General features: G+C 53.5%; 13 protein-coding genes and 2 pseudogenes. 4 read left to right on the top strand and 11 right to left on the bottom strand.

Translation table 11 applies throughout. From position 1 onward, the window contains the following. Nucleotides 1–340: 340 nt before the first annotated feature. Complete coding sequence (locus ACP97_RS19625; RefSeq protein WP_154019909.1) at nt 341–514, bottom strand: hypothetical protein; 174 nt, start codon at nt 512–514, stop codon at nt 341–343. Nucleotides 515–1,252: 738 nt separating this feature from the next. Between ACP97_RS19625 and ACP97_RS02305 the strand changes: the two are divergent. Further along, nucleotides 1,253–2,423, top strand: a pseudogene (locus tag ACP97_RS02305) (tyrosine-type recombinase/integrase). A gap of 129 nt (nt 2,424–2,552) precedes the next feature. Here the strand turns inward: ACP97_RS02305 and ACP97_RS02310 are convergent. The 10 genes from ACP97_RS02310 to ACP97_RS02355 form a co-directional block, all read right to left on the bottom strand. After that, nucleotides 2,553–3,107: an Lrp/AsnC family transcriptional regulator gene (locus tag ACP97_RS02310; RefSeq protein ID WP_049996231.1), complete on the bottom strand. Its 555-nt coding sequence runs from the start codon at nt 3,105–3,107 to the stop codon at nt 2,553–2,555. A 79-nt stretch (nt 3,108–3,186) separates the two neighbouring features. Continuing rightward, nucleotides 3,187–4,290, bottom strand: a complete 1,104-nt coding sequence (locus ACP97_RS02315; protein WP_049996232.1) for a DUF917 domain-containing protein — start codon at nt 4,288–4,290, stop codon at nt 3,187–3,189. After that, nucleotides 4,287–5,363, bottom strand: coding sequence for a DUF917 domain-containing protein (locus ACP97_RS02320; RefSeq protein ID WP_049996233.1), 1,077 nt, complete (start codon nt 5,361–5,363; stop codon nt 4,287–4,289). Before ACP97_RS02320 ends, ACP97_RS02315 begins: the two co-directional genes overlap by 4 nt. Further along, the gene (locus tag ACP97_RS02325; RefSeq protein WP_049996234.1) at nt 5,363–6,913 is read right to left on the bottom strand and encodes a hydantoinase/oxoprolinase N-terminal domain-containing protein; all 1,551 of its coding nucleotides are present in this window, start codon (nt 6,911–6,913) and stop codon (nt 5,363–5,365) included. The genes ACP97_RS02320 and ACP97_RS02325 overlap by 1 nt, the downstream gene beginning before the upstream one ends. Further along, on the bottom strand, nt 6,900–7,997 hold the full coding sequence (locus ACP97_RS02330) for a DUF917 domain-containing protein (RefSeq protein ID WP_049996235.1): 1,098 nt from the start codon (nt 7,995–7,997) through the stop codon (nt 6,900–6,902). The genes ACP97_RS02325 and ACP97_RS02330 overlap by 14 nt, the downstream gene beginning before the upstream one ends. Beyond that, complete coding sequence (locus ACP97_RS02335) at nt 7,990–9,081, bottom strand: ABC transporter ATP-binding protein (protein WP_049996236.1); 1,092 nt, start codon at nt 9,079–9,081, stop codon at nt 7,990–7,992. The genes ACP97_RS02330 and ACP97_RS02335 overlap by 8 nt, the downstream gene beginning before the upstream one ends. Then, the gene (locus tag ACP97_RS02340; protein WP_049996237.1) at nt 9,074–10,204 is read right to left on the bottom strand and encodes an ABC transporter ATP-binding protein; all 1,131 of its coding nucleotides are present in this window, start codon (nt 10,202–10,204) and stop codon (nt 9,074–9,076) included. The genes ACP97_RS02335 and ACP97_RS02340 overlap by 8 nt, the downstream gene beginning before the upstream one ends. Then, on the bottom strand, nt 10,201–11,100 hold the full coding sequence (locus ACP97_RS02345) for an ABC transporter permease (RefSeq protein WP_049996238.1): 900 nt from the start codon (nt 11,098–11,100) through the stop codon (nt 10,201–10,203). The genes ACP97_RS02340 and ACP97_RS02345 overlap by 4 nt, the downstream gene beginning before the upstream one ends. Before the next feature lies 1 nt (nt 11,101). Next, nucleotides 11,102–12,133 (bottom strand): ABC transporter permease, encoded by a 1,032-nt coding sequence (locus tag ACP97_RS02350; RefSeq protein WP_049996239.1) that lies wholly within the window; start codon nt 12,131–12,133, stop codon nt 11,102–11,104. Beyond that, a complete protein-coding gene (locus ACP97_RS02355) occupies nt 12,130–13,878 on the bottom strand; it encodes an ABC transporter substrate-binding protein (protein WP_049996240.1) in 1,749 nt (582 codons plus the stop codon). Before ACP97_RS02355 ends, ACP97_RS02350 begins: the two co-directional genes overlap by 4 nt. A gap of 594 nt (nt 13,879–14,472) precedes the next feature. Here ACP97_RS02355 and ACP97_RS02360 point away from each other — a divergent pair. The 3 genes and pseudogenes from ACP97_RS02360 (at nt 14,473) to ACP97_RS19635 (ending at nt 16,736) form a co-directional block, all read left to right on the top strand. After that, nucleotides 14,473–15,165: an aldolase/citrate lyase family protein gene (locus tag ACP97_RS02360; RefSeq protein ID WP_237561067.1), complete on the top strand. Its 693-nt coding sequence runs from the start codon at nt 14,473–14,475 to the stop codon at nt 15,163–15,165. 180 nt (nt 15,166–15,345) lie between these two features. Next, nucleotides 15,346–15,531, top strand: a pseudogene (locus ACP97_RS19630) (phage integrase SAM-like domain-containing protein); the annotation flags it as partial. Between the two features lie 350 nt (nt 15,532–15,881). After that, complete coding sequence (locus ACP97_RS19635) at nt 15,882–16,736, top strand: hypothetical protein (protein WP_154019910.1); 855 nt, start codon at nt 15,882–15,884, stop codon at nt 16,734–16,736. Nucleotides 16,737–16,871: the final 135 nt, after the last annotated feature.

The raw sequence follows: 16,871 nt of genomic DNA on the forward strand, positions 1-16,871 counted from the left end.
TAAAGCGTTGTACGGTTTCATTGACGTGTATCCAGTAAGCCGTATCGTCGGCGACAACGATGGCTGTGGACTTGCTCGTACCGTCACTGCCTCCACCAATCGGTGACCGTTTCTCATGTTCGCAGTGCTACAGCACGATCCACCATTTCAGCGCGACCGATACGTAGTCACTCTGTGCTATTGGGAATTGTAAGCAGGAATTGTGAGGGAAGGAATGCCCTCCTCCCTCACGGTGTCTTGCGGGTTTGGATGCTAAATCGCTGGGCTTTCAGTTGCCGGCAGACAAAATCGGTGAGTGGTGAACGTCGAGCACCGCGAGAACGACTGGCTCGTTTCGCTGTCATGGGAAGAGCGCGCCGATATCTACGCCGCCGGCGAGGATTCTTCCGAGCGTGCTCTCGCCGTGGTTGCCGACCGGGCTGCTGTCGATATCGACGAGCTGCACTCGCCGGTCATACGGACCAATGGCGATGGGATGGAGGTCGTGGTTCGGCGACGTAGATGAGCAATCCATTTTCGCGCCTTGTGTAACATTTGGTCTTCGGGAAACAACAATACGTTACCTAAGGCATAGCGAGAGCACACCACCGTTTCCGGTGCTACCGCTGCGTAGTCAGGCGGATTCAGAGTCAGGGCCTCCGTCACCCGTTTCTCGCGACTCTGTCAGCGTGATTCGCTGTTGACAGAGCTATCTTCGATTCCGAACCATACTGGCGAGTCCGCTAAAGGCCACTCGCAGGGGGACGGGCAGTGAAGGAGGTCACGCAACGTGTGGCGAACGAAGCTCCGAGGTCGGTGGCGCGTGCTTTCTATGGATATTGGATGGCGAGTCGATCATTGTCCGGCCTCCTCAGGAGGGGATTCGTCGAGACTCTCGATATTGAGGAGCGTTGGCGCGTGCGACTGGGTGGCGACGTCTGAAGTTATGGCGAGGCGCGCTTCGACTAGCCATTCGTAATATCCCTGGTGAAATAGTCGATCTCTCGGTGGTCGCACTCAGTCCAGTACCAGCAGGTAACGGAGACGAGTCGTTTCTCGGCAGGACGGTAGGTATAGACGAACTGAATTGAGTGAATTGGAATTGGTAGAAATAATACAATTTCTTACTTCTTGTGTTTAGTCCAATAAGGGCACGTAAATTTATTCACCTCCCCGCCCTCCCCTACAACGAACACGATGCCACGACCCAGAACCACGGTTACTCGCCGCGAGAACAGTGTTCGAGCCAGCGAACGTTCCGGAGGCGCATAGCGTGGTACAGATCGATGCAGTCATCGAGGACTTCCTGACGGACAAAGGCAAAGGTCAGGGTGGCGAGAGCGGTAACTATCGTCAGGACGCAGGCCGAGAGCTCGATCGGTTCGTCGGCTTCCTCACCGGCCACGAAGATAGCCCGACGTCGTTCGATGAGTTGGGTTCGAGCCACCTGCGCGAGTACGCCCGTCACCTCACCCGCCAGGGATGGACTGCGGGCACAGTACGCACCTACTACGCGTACGTCTCGGCGTTCTGTGGCTGGGCCGTCCGCGAAGGCCATCTCGCTGAAAACGTCGCTCAGCGGCGCAACGCCACCGAACCCATTCCCGACGACGGAGGTCACAAGAGCGGCGACCAACAGGCGTGGTCCGCTGAAGATCGCCAGCAACTCACCAGCTTCGTCGACGAGCAGGCCAGCACTGCAATCGACAACGTCAGCGAAAACCGTGAGGCGGCAATCAAAACCTGCCGCGACCGTGCGCTGGTCTATCTCCTCTCGTACTCTAGCGTGCGTGGTGCGGAGATTCTTCATGATCGGAGCGACGAGCGCCGTCAAGGGACTTCGGTGGGATGACGTCCACCTCGAAGACCGCTATGCGACGGTCTTCGCCAAAAAGCAGCGCCTCGACGATCGAGGTCTTCCTAGCCCGATGATCCATCCGCTACAGATGTACCGGAAAATCCTCGACGCACCGAGTGAGAGCTGGCCGGTGTTTCCCTCGTTTCATCGCCCGACACTCTCTCAACGAGTGAAGGACGAGTTGGACAGTCGTGGATATACCGCCATGGAGATCGAGGAGATATGTGTCGACCATTCGTTAATCGAGGTCTGTGTTGAGTACGACATCGAACCGCCATCGATAACGACCGACGCTGGCCGGCACGTTCTCAAACAGCTCTGCGAGGAGGCGGGTATCGAACTCGATGACGACGAAGAGTATCTCATGCCCCATGGTGCTCGGCGCGGTGCCGGCGAGGTCCTTGTCCGTACGTCAGGTCATGCAGCTGCCGCTCGTGCCCTCGACAACTCTGAAGAGGTCGTTCGCGAGCACTACTCGCATATCGAAGCCGGTGACCTTGCCGACCAGATGACCAACGCTTTCGAGGAAGCCGATCAGCAGGGCAGCTTCAGTAATGAATGGGGTGGGCATAGGTTACCCTTCTAATCAAGCCATCAGTCATGAGTAGAAATAGCCCTGTCGCCGCTATACATGAAGCACGAAATATACCCTCTACCCAGAATACTGCTTCTTGCGGTACACTCCCGAAAAATCTACAGTCTGTACCAAAGACAGCTACTCCGAATGCTGTTCTTCCTGTGGAAGATCAAGCTCACGATCCCATGCTTTCCATGTGTGGACAACTGGAGAGATAGTGAAGTCAGCAACTGCGGGCTGGCTCTCAAGTAGTTTCCAGAGGTATGTCTTGAGATTCCCAAGTGTACTATGCCAACCACGGACAAACAGATCGTGATCGCCCATAATAGAGTCAACTGAGTAGAGTAACTCGGCTTCGATCAACGTTCTGATGAATTCGTTGCGCTGCTGTGAATCGACGCCTCTGTTGAGAGAGATCCGCACGTCTGCATAAGCCAAGTTAGCTTCCTGAAGCACAACTACTGCGAGGACTTCAAGTATACCGGACTCCGTCAGGTTTTCTCGGCGACGTCGGACTGCAGTACGAGACAGTCCGACACGGTCGGCGAGTTCTGTATCAGACATTCGTCCGTTCTCGTTGAGTGCTTCGAAGATTTGGTAGTCCAACTCGTCAAGGTGTTCTTCCAAAATTCGCTGTGGCGAGTGTTTGTCGGATGCTGCTGACTCCGATCCGGTTAGTGCTGGTCCACTCATAGGTATGTTCTTGTGATGTATTGGCAAATACTGATACCGCAACCGGCTAATCGTCGGGTCATTGTTATCGGTATATTACTCATTTCTTTGAAAGTGGGGAATACTCGATATTGTAACCGAATGGTTCGGGACCCACCACGTCTAAAGCAGCACCAGTGGTGAGTAGTTCTGGTGCCGGCACACCCAAAACCGTTACTCGCTGTCCATAGCGGAGCGCATCAGTTGTAATTGGTTTTCCCGTGTTTTTATCAACGAGACAGATCAAATCTGGAACGGACACAAGGACTTCATCATCTGTTTTGCGAGCAACGAGGAACTCGTTTTGGAACTCGATAGTCAGCGTCGCGTCATCATCGAGTCCTGCGAGTTCCACCGTCCCTCGGGCGAAGCCAGCCTCATTTCGTCTGAGGACGTCGACGATCTTGCCCGTGAACAAATGCTGGCCACCGACCACATTGCAGATTACTTCTACTGGATCACGTCCACTGCTCTGCGCCTCAAGGACGTTCTGTCCGAGAGTATTGATAAGCGATAGCGTTCGTTGAATACTATACTTTGTGACGAAATCTCCGTCCATCAGTGGGAAAGCGTAGCCAGCTCGACCGCCCATATCGACAGCAGCCGAACGTGCAAACTTCTCTAACCGCTTTGCAGTGTCAATATCTTGATAGCTGATGACGTTGCCGTGTTCGTCGGAGATAGCAGCGTAGTTCACCGGATGGCCGTAGATAAAGAACGTGTCCATTTGGAGTTCCGGAAATGCTCGGCCCATTCCATCGGCGTCGAGAACTGGTAAGTCAGTCATCGCAGCCACGCACAGCGGTACGATGCTATTGACCCCACCAATCTCACCTGGTATCAGCGCCTCGACTTCTCGCCCTGAAAATTGCTCAATTGCTTCAAGAGCCCGCAGCTCCTCGCCACCGTTCGGTAACTTCTCGACACCGATCGTCGGAGCGCCCATTCCACCGACACTGGCGACCGTCGCACCGCTCTCTAAGTCGTTCGGTTGAATCACCTCAACCGAATCAGGATAGGCCTCGTCTTCCAGCAGTGTTTGGATACGCAGCTTCCCGACACGGGGATGACCCCCACCGCCTGTTCCAAGGATTCCTGCGCCGATGCCGAGTGCTTCTAGTTCGTCTACCGATACTCGTTCAAGGGTAGGAACGTCAAATATCATTGTTCAAGAGGTACGAACTGGGTGTCGATCCCAAAGGTCTTCGGCCCCCACACGCCGAGGGCGGCGTCAGTGCGCATGATTTCTGGCGTTGGGATGCCCAGTACTTCGACCCGGCCTCCGTACCGCAATGCCTCTGTGCGAATGGGATCACCGGTTTCGCGATCAAGGATGGTGATGAGGTCGGGAACGGTAGCAACCCACTTGTCGTCGATACGAGCTCCTAGATTCTCGTTCTGGAATTTAACCTCCATCGTTCGGTCGTCGTCGGAATCGAGTCCGTCGACCATCACTGATCCGACAACGAAACCACCCTCTGTTCGCCGCTTTACGTCGACAATTTTTCCTTCGAAGAGACTTTGCGGCGTGCCGTAAATCGAGTCGTGTGTCGCCTCTCGAATAGCGGCGACAGTCGACCCGTCCGCAGTCTGAACTGCACGACCAATCGATCGTGCGAGCGTCATCGTCCCTGGAATCGCAGTCTCTTTGACTTCGGTTCCCGACATGGGGTAATCCGTTACGTACGCCACCCCACCCATTCGAATCGTCACTCCTCGGGCAAGCCATTCCAGTTGCTCATTGTCATTTGTATCGAGGAGACATGTGTTACCGTGCTCATCGCTGACCGCAGCGGGTGTTCCCGACACACCGTACACATTGAATGTTTCATGCTGGAGCTCTGGGAACGCCCGGCCCATCCCATCAGCATCAACGAGAGGAATGCCTTTCCGAGCGGCGACGGCGAACGGGAACGTGGAGTTGATCCCGCCACACTCCATTGGCATTATTGCGTCGGCGGCACGACCGAATTCGGCTTCGACGCGTTCAACCGACGAAATTGGTTCTGGACCCCCCGGTAATTTTTCGACTGCGACGGTCGGGGCTCCCATCTGAGCGGAGACCAGCACGAAAGCGTCGTCGTCGAGTTCGCTAGGTTGTAGCATCTTAACATGTCCACACTCCTCTATCGCTTGCCGCGCAACGAGCTTCCCGACATGGGGGTCGCCCCCGCCCCCAGTTCCGAGGACGGTCGCACCGAGTGCAATGTCCTCGAGTGCTGCAGGTCCGATCTTCATCAATGATCGAGGTCTCCTGCTGCTTTCACTTTGATTCGAACCGCGTTTCCGGGAAGGTATGACAGCGGTACCTCCTCAATGTCGATGATTTCTACAGAATCCTCCGCGCTCCCTGCTTCAATAGCATTCCCGATCGCTTCAGATTTGGCGTCGTCCATCGCCTCATCCCGGCTCTGGTCGTCGAGGCTATAGATACGATCGATCTCTCCGGAGACCTGTGCAATGGCAACCCCGACTGCATTCGCCACCTCGTAATGATCGGGTTTGTAGACTTGCGTTGCCCCTTCAAGATCGTCTGGAACAAGAATGCTCCCACCACCAACGACGATTACAGGGACCGGTTCTGGGCTGGTCTTCATGCGGTCGACGGCTCGCTCAATCTTCGTTCGAATGTACTCACGAGCAGCAGAGACGGTATCACCGTCGACATCTGGTGTGGTCTCTCCGATGTCAACTGTGCCTGCAGCAGCTTCCAGATCGGTTGCTGTGAGTTTCGACCCACCAAAACAGAGCGCCTCGTCAGTGAGCCGGTATCCGACCGACTCCGGCCCGACAGTTACAGACTCGTCGTCGCGTTGCTCCACAATCGAACCCCCACCGATCCCCAATGCGATGAGGTCGGGCATACGGAAGTTCGTCTTGACGTCGCCAATTTCGACGGCTACACTAGATTCGCGCGGAAACCCGTCGGTAAGTGCACCGATATCCGTCGTTGTTCCGCCGACATCGACAATGATGCCGTTTTCGATCCCAGAGAGGTACGCAGCACCACGAACGGAGTTAGATGGCCCGGATGCGACGGTGAAGATTGGATACTCCAGAGCATAATCGACCGCCATTAACGTCCCATCGTTCTGTCCGAAGAATAGTTGGGCATCGATATCTCGTTCGTCCATCGCCTCGATGAACGCATTGGCCGCCTCTGCAGCAACACTCGTCAGCGCCGCATTCATTGCAGTCGCGTTTTCTCGTTCTAAGATACCCACGCTTCCAATCTCGCTCGATAGTGAGACCGGGACGTCAGGTCCCACTTCCTCACGGATGATCTTCAGAACCCGCTGTTCGTGGTCGTCACGAACTGGCGAGAACACGCTGGCGACGGCGAAGGCATCGACGTGGTCGAATGACCGAACGCAGTCTCGAACCTGCTCTTCATCAAATTCGTTGAGCTGCCGGCCGTCAAACTCGTGGCCTCCATCAAGAATTGCCGTGTTGTTTCCGATTGCCGCGGCTAGGTCGTCCGGCCATTCCAGCAGTGGCCGAATGCTCTCTGTCGCCGGAGCGCCGAGTCGTATCATCCCGACCTCGTTGAGTCCGCGCCGTTCAGTAATAGCGTTCGTCGCATGTGTCGTACCCAACATTACGTAGGTGAGATCACCGACGGAGACACCACTCTGATCGATGACTTCATCGACCGCGTCCAGTATCCCCGAGGAGATGTTCTCGGTGGTTGGTGTCTTTGTTTTCGCGATCGGATCGTCCTTCTCATCAAGGATGACCGCGTCTGTGTTCGTTCCGCCAACGTCAACTCCAAGTCTATGTCCGTTCATGGTTATGAATGATTTCGATTGGTTCGTAGTCGATGTCGTAGTCGAACTGCTGAGGTCCGACAAGGTTGAGTCCCGCATCCGTCCGCCACTTCTCCGAGCACGGCATACCCGCGACCCGTACTCGTTGGCCATACATTAGTCCCTCCGTTGTCACCGGTTGTCCCGTCTCAGCGTCGAGGACGGTGATAAGATCGGGAGTACTCGCGACGATTCCGAGATCCGAATCTTGAGCGACCAGATTTTCGTTCTGAAACTCCAGTTGGAGCGTACGCCCGTCATATGGCCCGAAACCATCGATAGTAGCTGTCCCGATTGCGAACCCGCCTTCGGTGCGGCGTTCGACGTCAATAACCTTCCCGCCGAATAGTTCGAACCCATCGGTTAGTTCAAGAAGTTCGGCGACGGGATCAGCACCTCGCGAAATAGCTGTTCGAAGCGTTTCGCCGATATTTCGAGCGAGCGACATCGAATCGAGGATCGCGTGCTCTTGCAGTTGAGCGCCCATGTGAGCATACGTTGCAATCATACACGCACCACCCATCTCGATGCTTGTCGTCCGGGTGAACTGCTCGGCACGTCGATTGTTCTCCGTATCAATGAACACCGAGTTCCCTTTCTCGTCGGCGACGCTCGTTGGTGTCGCCGAGATACCACCAAGTGTTAACGTCACCATTTGCATTTCAGGAAACGCCCGGCCCATTCCGTCGGCATCCACGAGCGGGAGGTCAAGTGCCGCAGCGACAGCGATTGGGACAGTGCTGTTGAGTCCTCCCGCTTCGATACTCATCGTGGCGAACGCTTCCTCTCCAAGATGTGTCTCGAGCGCCTCGAACGAGGCGATACTTTCAGTACCACGGGGAATTTTCTCGACCATTACTGTCGGTGCGCCGAGCATCGCACTTGGGACGATCAGTGCATCGGTCGGGACGTCTCGGGGATCGATCAGGTCGACCGGGCCATGTTCCTCGATTGCCTGCTTTGCCATTAACTCTCCAACATATGGGTCACCGCCACCACCAGTGCCAAGAACCGCTGCTCCAGTAGCGTAGTCACCAAGCGTTTTTTCAGTTATTCGTTCAGTCATCTGTAGTGTCCTCGGTTTGCTGATGTTCGAATCTCGTGCCTTCCATCGGTGACGGCGATAACGCCACGTCTGGCACGTCGTCGAATTCCTCTCGGAACTCAGCATCATAGATGTGGCAACGAATACGTGGTCCCGACTCCACGCGCGTGAACGCCGGGTCGACCTCTGTGCACGACGATTGAGCGTAGGGGCAGCGAGTATGGAAGCGACAACCGGACGGAATATTTCGAGGACTAGGGATCTCTCCTTCTAGTGGCTCGTGCCGTGGCTTGTACGCTTCTTCTTCCTCGGACGTTACTGGAATTGCTGACAGTAGCGAGCGAGAGTACGGATGTCGTGGGTGATGGAACACCTCTGTTGTTTCACCTTTCTCTTGGATCTGCCCAAGATACATTACCGCGGTTTCATCGGCAAAATTTCTGACCAGTGAGAGATCGTGAGTAATGAACAGATACGTCAATCCAAGTTCGTCCTGCAGGTCTTCGAGCAGGCCGATAATCTTGGCCTGTACACTCACGTCGAGAGCACTCGTCGGTTCGTCAAGTAGGAGCAGTTCCGGCTCAATCGAGATAGCGCGTGCAATATTAATACGCTGTTTCTGCCCCCCAGACAGTTCGTGAGGATACTTATACAGATATTCGTCGTTGAGTTCGACTAAGTCGAGAAGTTCACTGATTCGGTCCTCACGTTCGGCGGTCGGCACACCACGTGCTTTCATCGGTACCCCCATTGACTTTCCGACAGTACGCCGAGGATTTAAGCTGGCTGTTGGGTCTTGGAACACCATCTGCATACGCGACCGAATTTGATCTAGTTGTTCGCCGGACGGATGTGTGATGTCGGTACCGTCGAAGTGTATTGTCCCATCCGTCGGTTCGTGGAGACCAACGATCGTCTTTGCAACCGTGGATTTTCCGCTCCCAGACTCACCGATCAATGCCATTGTCTCACCCGATCGGATATCGAACGAGACACCGTCGACGGCTCTGACATAGTCGTTAGTTCGCTTTAGGATCCCTTCTTTCACTGGGAAATATTTCTTCAGGCGATCGACCTCTAGCAACGGAGCCGTCGACTCAGTCATCCGCTTCCTCCCGAGATGACTCGGCCGAGTCGAGTGTCCCCATCTGCTGACGCGTCTGTTCGAGTGATGGTTGTTCATACGATGCGCGTGCATTCTCGTCGTAGAGAACACACTCAACACCGGTCTGTTCGGAGAGCGCTGTCATCTCCGGACGCTGTTGTGCACATGCTTCGTGGGCGTAGGGACATCGCGGACGGAATCGGCACCCCGACGGTGGATCGAGGTACTCAGGGACCGAACCGTCAATCCCTTCTGCCATCGTTTCTCCTGTAAGGCGCGGAATAGACGCAATGAGTCCCTGTGTGTAGGGATGCTTAGGGTCGTCGAATAGCTGTTGTGTCGGTGCCGTTTCGACCGTCCGTCCACCGTACATGATGTAGACACGGTCACTCACTTGCCGTGCGACGCCCAGATTATGGGTGATCATCAGGACACTCAGATCATGCTCCTCGATGAGATCCTCCAGCAATGTGAGTATCTGATCGTGGATTGTCACGTCCAATGCAGTCCCAATCTCGTCAGCAATGAGCAAATCTGGCTCGTTCAACAGTGCTTGCGCGATGAGAACACGCTGGCACATTCCTCCGGAGAGTTGAGTCGGGTACGAGTTCATTGCATCCTCGGGGGCGGGCATCTTCACTTGTTCCAACATTTCGATAGCCCGTTCACGTGCCTCGGTTCGTTTACCGCCGAGATGTTTCCGGCGGAAATATTCGACGACCCCGACATTACCACGTCCACCGAACTGCACGGTGTCGGTCAACTGTTCTCCGATCGTAAATGTAGGGTTCAGGCTAGACATGGGGTCTTGAAAAATCAGGCTCATCCGTTGCCCCTTGATGCGGTCGAACGCCTTTGAGGAGAGTTCACGGAGGTGTTCTCCGTCGAACACGATGCTGCCGTCGATACGGGCAGGTGGCTCGTTCAATAATTGAAGGATTGCTTTCATCGTCACCGATTTCCCACAACCAGTCTCGCCAGCAACGGTGACGACCTCGCCTTTCCCAACCGAGAGATTCACTCCATCGACAACATCTGCGAAGCCGTCGAACGATTCGAAACCGACGCGAAGATCCTTCACAGAAAGCAACGGATCCTCTGCGATTGGTTCGTCTAGTGTCATCGGTCAACCTCCACGTCAAATACGTCACGCAGGCCATCGCCCAGCATATTGAATCCCATCACTAATACGAAGATGGCAGCTCCTGGGAAAATCGGGTACCACCACGAATTCGGAAGATAGTCTGTTCCCTGACTCACCATTGTCCCTAGGCCAGGCTGTGGCGGCTGGACGCCAACCCCAATGAACGAGAGCCCCGCACCGATGAGGATGACAAACCCAGCGTCTAATGTTACCTTGACCAGAATTGGTGAGAGACAGTTCGGGAGTATCTCTCGGAACATGATGTGTGGACCACTTGCACCCGCCAGTTCAGCCGCTTGGACGTACTCTTCGTTACGCTCGCTTGCGACGATGCTCTGGACAAGCCGGGTGTGCCATGTCCACCAGAGTGCCGCAACTGCTAACATTGCGTTCCACAGTGTCGGCTGAAGTGCTGACGTAATCGCCAGCGCCATCACCAGCGGTGGAAGTGCGAGCGCAGTATCCGTCATTCGCATGATGACCGTCTCGACCCAACCTCCATAGTAGCCAGCGACGAGTCCCAAAAACACACCGAAAGGGACTCCGAAGCCGAGAACGACTACAGCCATGGTCAACGATAGGCGGTAGCCAAAGAGGACTCGAGAAAGGACGTCGCGACCGACGTTATCAGTCCCGAAAGGATGGTCGAGACTCGGAGAGGTCAGTGCATCCTGGAAATTGGTGTACGATCCAGCATGTTGCGGGTACGGTGCAATAACTGGTGCCAGTACTGCAGCGATGACGACTGCGATGATGATTCCCAAACCGATGACGCTCATCGGTCTACTAGTGAATCGCTGCCAGCCACGTTTCCAGAGTTCCCAACGCTGCTCGGAGACGACGGTGTCTAAGAAACGGTTGTCAGCTGTACTCATCTCAGGTTGCCTCCTCAATTCGGAGTCTGATCCGTGGATCGACTCGGCCTAGCAACACGTCGATCAAGAGGTTCATACCGACGAACGCCACGCCAATAGTCATTGTCACCCCAACGACAGCGTTGAAATCGTTGTTCATGACAGCTGTGACGCCGTACCGAGCGAGGCCGGGCCACGAGAACACGAGCTCGATTAGGAATGCGTTTCCCAGCAGTGACGCATACAGTAGCCCGAGGACGGTCAATGTGGGGATAAACGCGTTCTTGAGCGTATACTTGTAGGTGACTAACCAGTCGGGGAGCCCATATCCTCGTTCGGCTTCGACGTAGTCTTGGTCCTGAACATCGATCATCGACGACCGCGTCAATCGCATGATCTGGCCGACACCTGCCATTGAGAGCGCCAGTGCTGGAAGGAAGAGATGGTGCCATGCGTTGATGTGTGCCAGTAGGTTTCCCGAGAGCAGTGTATCTATCAATAAAAACCCAGTCGTCGAGGTGACCTCTGAAGCATATTCGTTGGATATCCGTCCTGTAATTGGAAACCACTGAAAGAGGTACCCAAAGACAACTTGGAATAGAATACCGATGAAAAATCCGGGGATACTGACGCTGAAGAACGCGAGAAATCGCGATCCATGGTCGACCACCCCATCTTTGTTCTGTGCAGCGACCACACCGAGTGGGATTCCGATCACGATCGTGAACAGAATTGAGACGGTAATCAGTTCCAGCGTCGCGGGGAGGTACTGAACGATATCCGTCGTCACTGCCCGTTTCGTCTCCAGACTCTGGCCCAAGTTGCCGGTCAGCAATCCACTCATGTACTGCACGTACTGCTCCCAAATCGGTTGGTTGAGGCCCATTTCCCGAGACAGCTCTGCAACCTGCTTTTCTGACGCTAGTGCTCCCAACGCCATTCGTGCAGGGTTCCCTGGTAATATTCGAGATATCACGAAAATGATGATAGAAAGCCCGAGAAGGCTGACTACACCGCCAGCGAGCCGGCGGACGAGATACTGCCAGTACTTCATTGATGATGGTAGTTATGGAACCAGTAGTCGTAGCTCTGTGACGGCCTGTAGGTATACCCCTGAACGCTTTTGGCAAACCCATGTTTTTTGGCCTGAACGAAACCGAATATATCCGGGGCTAACTCGACTAGTTTGTTCTGTAGTTTCCCGTAGATTTCAGCTCGTGCGTCTGCATCGACGGTCTGTCGAGCCTCTTCGATCATGGAATCCACCTTGTCATTTTCGAGGTGAGACATACTGATCCACGAGGACGCTGCCTCCGAGTGATACTGGTTGTAGAACACGGTATCCGGAGACGGGTACACCGGTCCGTAGAATACCTGATTCACGTGAGGTGTCTTTTTGACGCTCGTCGCTAACTCTGTTATCGTTCCCCACGTTTGTGGATTCAGTTCGACATCAATCCCAATCTCATTCATATTTTCTTGGAAAAGTAGCCCCACTTTTTCTTCCATATTATTACTCTGAATATAGGCCTGGGAAATTTTGAGATCTCCCTCCTGATACCCAGCATCGGATAAAATCTGCCTCGCCCGTTTTGGGTCATAGGTCGGTTGCTTAATGTTGCTTTTGTGGGCATTAAACGAGGGAGCAAGCGGTCCGATTGCTTGCTTCGACCCAGGGGAAATCTCCGATCGGACGGTCTCGTAATTGAACCCATGCGAAATCGCTTTACGAACAGCGGGATCGTCAGTTGGCGATTTCTGCGTGTTCATTTTCATATAAAATAGAGTTACCGTCGGGATCGTTTCTACTCTGACACCTTCCATCTTTTCCAAAGCCTGGAACGTCTCAGTGCTCTGGTACTGGCTTGTCATATCCAGCTCACCATTTTTCATTAGTGAACGAACAGTCGAATCTTCGGTGATAATATTGACCTCGACACCCTCGTAGGCGTTTTTGTCCCACCCATCCCAGTAATCATCGTATTTTGCAAACGAGATTGAGGATTGACGTTCGAACGAATCGAGAGTGTACGGTCCGGATCCGGCGTCATTATTATTGAGATAGCTTTGACCGTAATCTCCTCGATCTTGGTAATCTCCATCTTTTTTGTTGTCGAGGATTGTCTTTTTGTCGACAATAAACAACAAAACGAGCGTTGCGAGAAACGGCGAATGAACCTGATCAAGCGTAAACTCGACAGTCCGTTCATCGGAGACAGTGACGCTTTCCTTACTGAGTATGTTACTCAATAGGGATGCGAAGCCCTTATTGATATCCATGAAACGATCAAGGGTGAACTTCACGTCTTCTGCAGTTACCGACTCACCACTATGAAACGTTGCGCCTTTTCTGATCGTGAATGTGTAGGTCAGATTGTCGTCAGAAACGGTCCATTCTGATGCGAGGTGTGGCTCAAGTTCCCCATCAGAATTTGGGAATACAAGGGGATCGTACATGTTCAACAGCGCCAATGTTTGAGTGTAATCGGTCCCTTTGGCTGGGTCGATAGTTCCGAACCGCTGTACGGAATTCATCCGAAGCGTCTTCGCGTCGTTCGACCCTGATACAGAACTACTATTACCACTGCTATCGCTGCCGTTGCTATTATTGCTCCCTCCACCCGATGAGGACGACCCTTCTCCTGGACTACTTGCGCAACCAGCCAACCCGGCGGCTCCGGCGGTCCCCAACCCTGTGAGAAATTTGCGTCTCGTCTGGTCGTTCTGGACGAGCGCCGAGATCGGGCAGACGCGTTGGTTGAATCTCGACTGTTTCTGTTCTGTGTGCTCGTTAGCCATGTTCTGTATTACCACACTACCGTATAGACACAAAAATGTTTCTATTCGGATAGAGACAGAGATTCCGATTCCATTTTAACGGTCACATTAGTCATTTTGTGTAGAGTAGCACCAACTGCTGCATTGAAGAGGGGGAGGGGACTGGAGGATAATCAAAGTATAGAGCAGTCGTATTCGGATAAGAATATAAATTACAAGTCAACGGCTACCTGTGACGGTAGCAATAGAAAAGTAATATTGACAACCTTTCCTCAGAGGTGATTTGTTTCTCCTAACTTTGCCATTACCATGCGTCCGCGATCAATCGCAATCACCGTCAGTGGGCAGCGTCGGTATCGAAGTGACTGTAAAGTCGGTGAAGGTACAGTAGCAAGAGTGGCCGACGGTACAGGTATCGGCATCTTTACTAGGGGAGACGAGAACGCAGAGATTGATGTGGAGAACAAGTACGATGTCGTCTCTTGGTTGAACCACGCCAACGAGTAGTTTCATACTCGTCGGATGGGTGACTACGACATGGATCGTGAGTTCACAGCGGCACTCCGTGCTGGCGAATCAGTAGCGGGCAGTTGGATATCAATCGGACATCCGCAAGTGGCTGAGATTACGTCGCTGCTCGGGTTCGACTTCGCCGTCGTCGATACCGAACATGCACCGACCAGTCTCGAAACCGTCGAAAATCTGGTACGGGCGGTCGAATCTGGTGGATCAGCAGCCATCGTCCGCGTTCCGTGGAACGACCCCGTCCGAATCAAGCGCACCCTTGAGGTGGGGTCTGCAGGACTTCTCATACCGATGGTAGAGACTGAAGACGAGGCGCGGGCAGCCGTCGAAGCGATGCGCTATCCACCAGACGGCATCCGAGGAATGGCGAGCTCGCGCGCATCAGAGTACGGGATTCGCTTCGAGGAGTACGTCGAAACGGCTAACGAGTCGCTGCTCACCATCCTTCAGATCGAAACAGAACGCGGCGTCACGAACGCCGCCGACATTGCCACCGTCGAAGGCGTTGACGCGCTGTTGATCGGTCCCGCAGACCTTTCGGCATCGCTCGGCTCACTCGGCGACTGGGAGGATGCGACAGTAACCGACGCCATCGACACCGTTCTCGACGAGAGCGATGTCCCCGTGGGAACGCTTGCGGTCACGAACGATGATATCGAGCGGTGGGTTGGGCAGGGATTCGACTTCGTCATCGTTGGCGTCGATACGAACTATCTCGCTCGAAGTGCGCGAGACGCAAAGGAAATATACGAGAATGCCATCGACCATCGGGATCGAGAATAGCTCAGTCTCGAAAGAGAGCAAGTACTACAGCGTTGCTGGATGGACGCTGGTGATTCAAGTTATGCTAGACCCTAACGTCGAGCAGCGAGTAAAATTCACCCGCAGTTGTCAGTGCCTGATTCGTCATCAGGCTAAGCCTGACGGGTTCACACCGGATTTAAGTACTCGAAACGGGACAGATTCGACGAGTTGGATTCGGGCCACCTTCGCGAGTATGCCCGTCATCTCACTCACCAGGGCTGGACCGCGGGCACGGTGCGCACCTACTACACGTACATCTCAGCGTTCTGTGGCTGGGCCGTTCGTGAAGGACATCTCGCCGAAAATGTTGCCCAGCGGCACAATGCCACCGAGCTCATTATCGACGCGAACCTCTCGCTGAGTCCCACCGTCTTGATCAACGACTGCAACTTGCGATTCGCGTTTGTGGAGATCGATTCCGAGGTAGTTCATGCGTGGCCTCTGGAGTGTCTGCGTGAAGCGGAACGTCGTCCCTACGGGCTTGCAGACCAGGTGACCGACGTCAGCCGATCTGCGCCCAATTCTCCGGTCTCTTCGCATGTGAGATCAGCCAATGCCCCGCGCTTCAAGCGCGGTCTAGTTGTCGACCTTTGCACTCCCTCTCGTACTTCACACTTGAGGGACTTGAGCAGGATTCTCATAGAGTCAGTGCTGTTCAGCGAAAACTATTACTCCGTTGATTGGTGCTATTTTATATGCCAATTGTCAAGGAGTACAAGGACAACCCCGGTTACTATATTCACGCCCGACCACCTGACACCGGAAACATCAACTACAAAATCAAGTCCGAGGCTTATTCGATAATCGAAAGCTGTGGTCTCCGTCATGAAGACGAGATCACCTGGGATATGATCCGTTCCATGAAATCACTCGGTTTCATCTATACAGACAGTTCAGGCGTTCTTGACGTAGGTGAATTCGAACCTGATCCTGATCAACTCAAAGAAACCACTCTTTCTAGACAGAAGGCTAGAGAACTTCTCGCTACGATACAGAAGCATCGTGATCTCACTCAAGAAGAACTGGAAACAATTTGCTCAATTCTCGGTATTGAAGTTCCAGAATCGGATCTTGAGGCTTTGGAAAGTAGGCTCAATACCGTGATTACATCCCTCGTGAAGACAGAGGAATTTCCCATCTCCTCTTTTATTATGGCTGTTGATCGCGATTTTCTATCAGTACGTATGAGGTCTTCCGACAGACTGGATAGAAGCAAAGAAATAACTATACACATAGAGATAGTCCAAGATTATATTGCGCCTTCCACCCCAGATGGAGAATATGTCAATGATAGCGTTCCTCCTGATACTGCCTATATTATACCTACTTATGGGGGAGTCAGCCACAACATATCTGTTACTCCCAGAGAGGGTATCACTGATTGGATTGTAGCGTTTGGTCATGACATTTCTTGGTCGATAAGGTCAGAAGCCCTACGTCAGGTAGGTCAGCTAATCCCTCTTATTGTCGAAGAATTAGAGAATGCAGGGATGGAACCTGGTCGTCCTGAAGATCTCCCTGATCCAATGTTAAAAAGCAGTAGTGACTAAAGCATATTCTTGGTTCGGTTTCATAGTTGCTCTAAGATTGTAAAAGTGGGTGGAAGTAGCAGTTTAAGTATGTCTTTTAAGCTATCCCACTGGCTGGAATATTAGTCGGTAGAACTATTCATTTGCGCATTATGA

This window comes from Halococcus sediminicola (assembly GCF_000755245.1).
Lineage (GTDB): Archaea > Halobacteriota > Halobacteria > Halobacteriales > Halococcaceae > Halococcus > Halococcus sediminicola.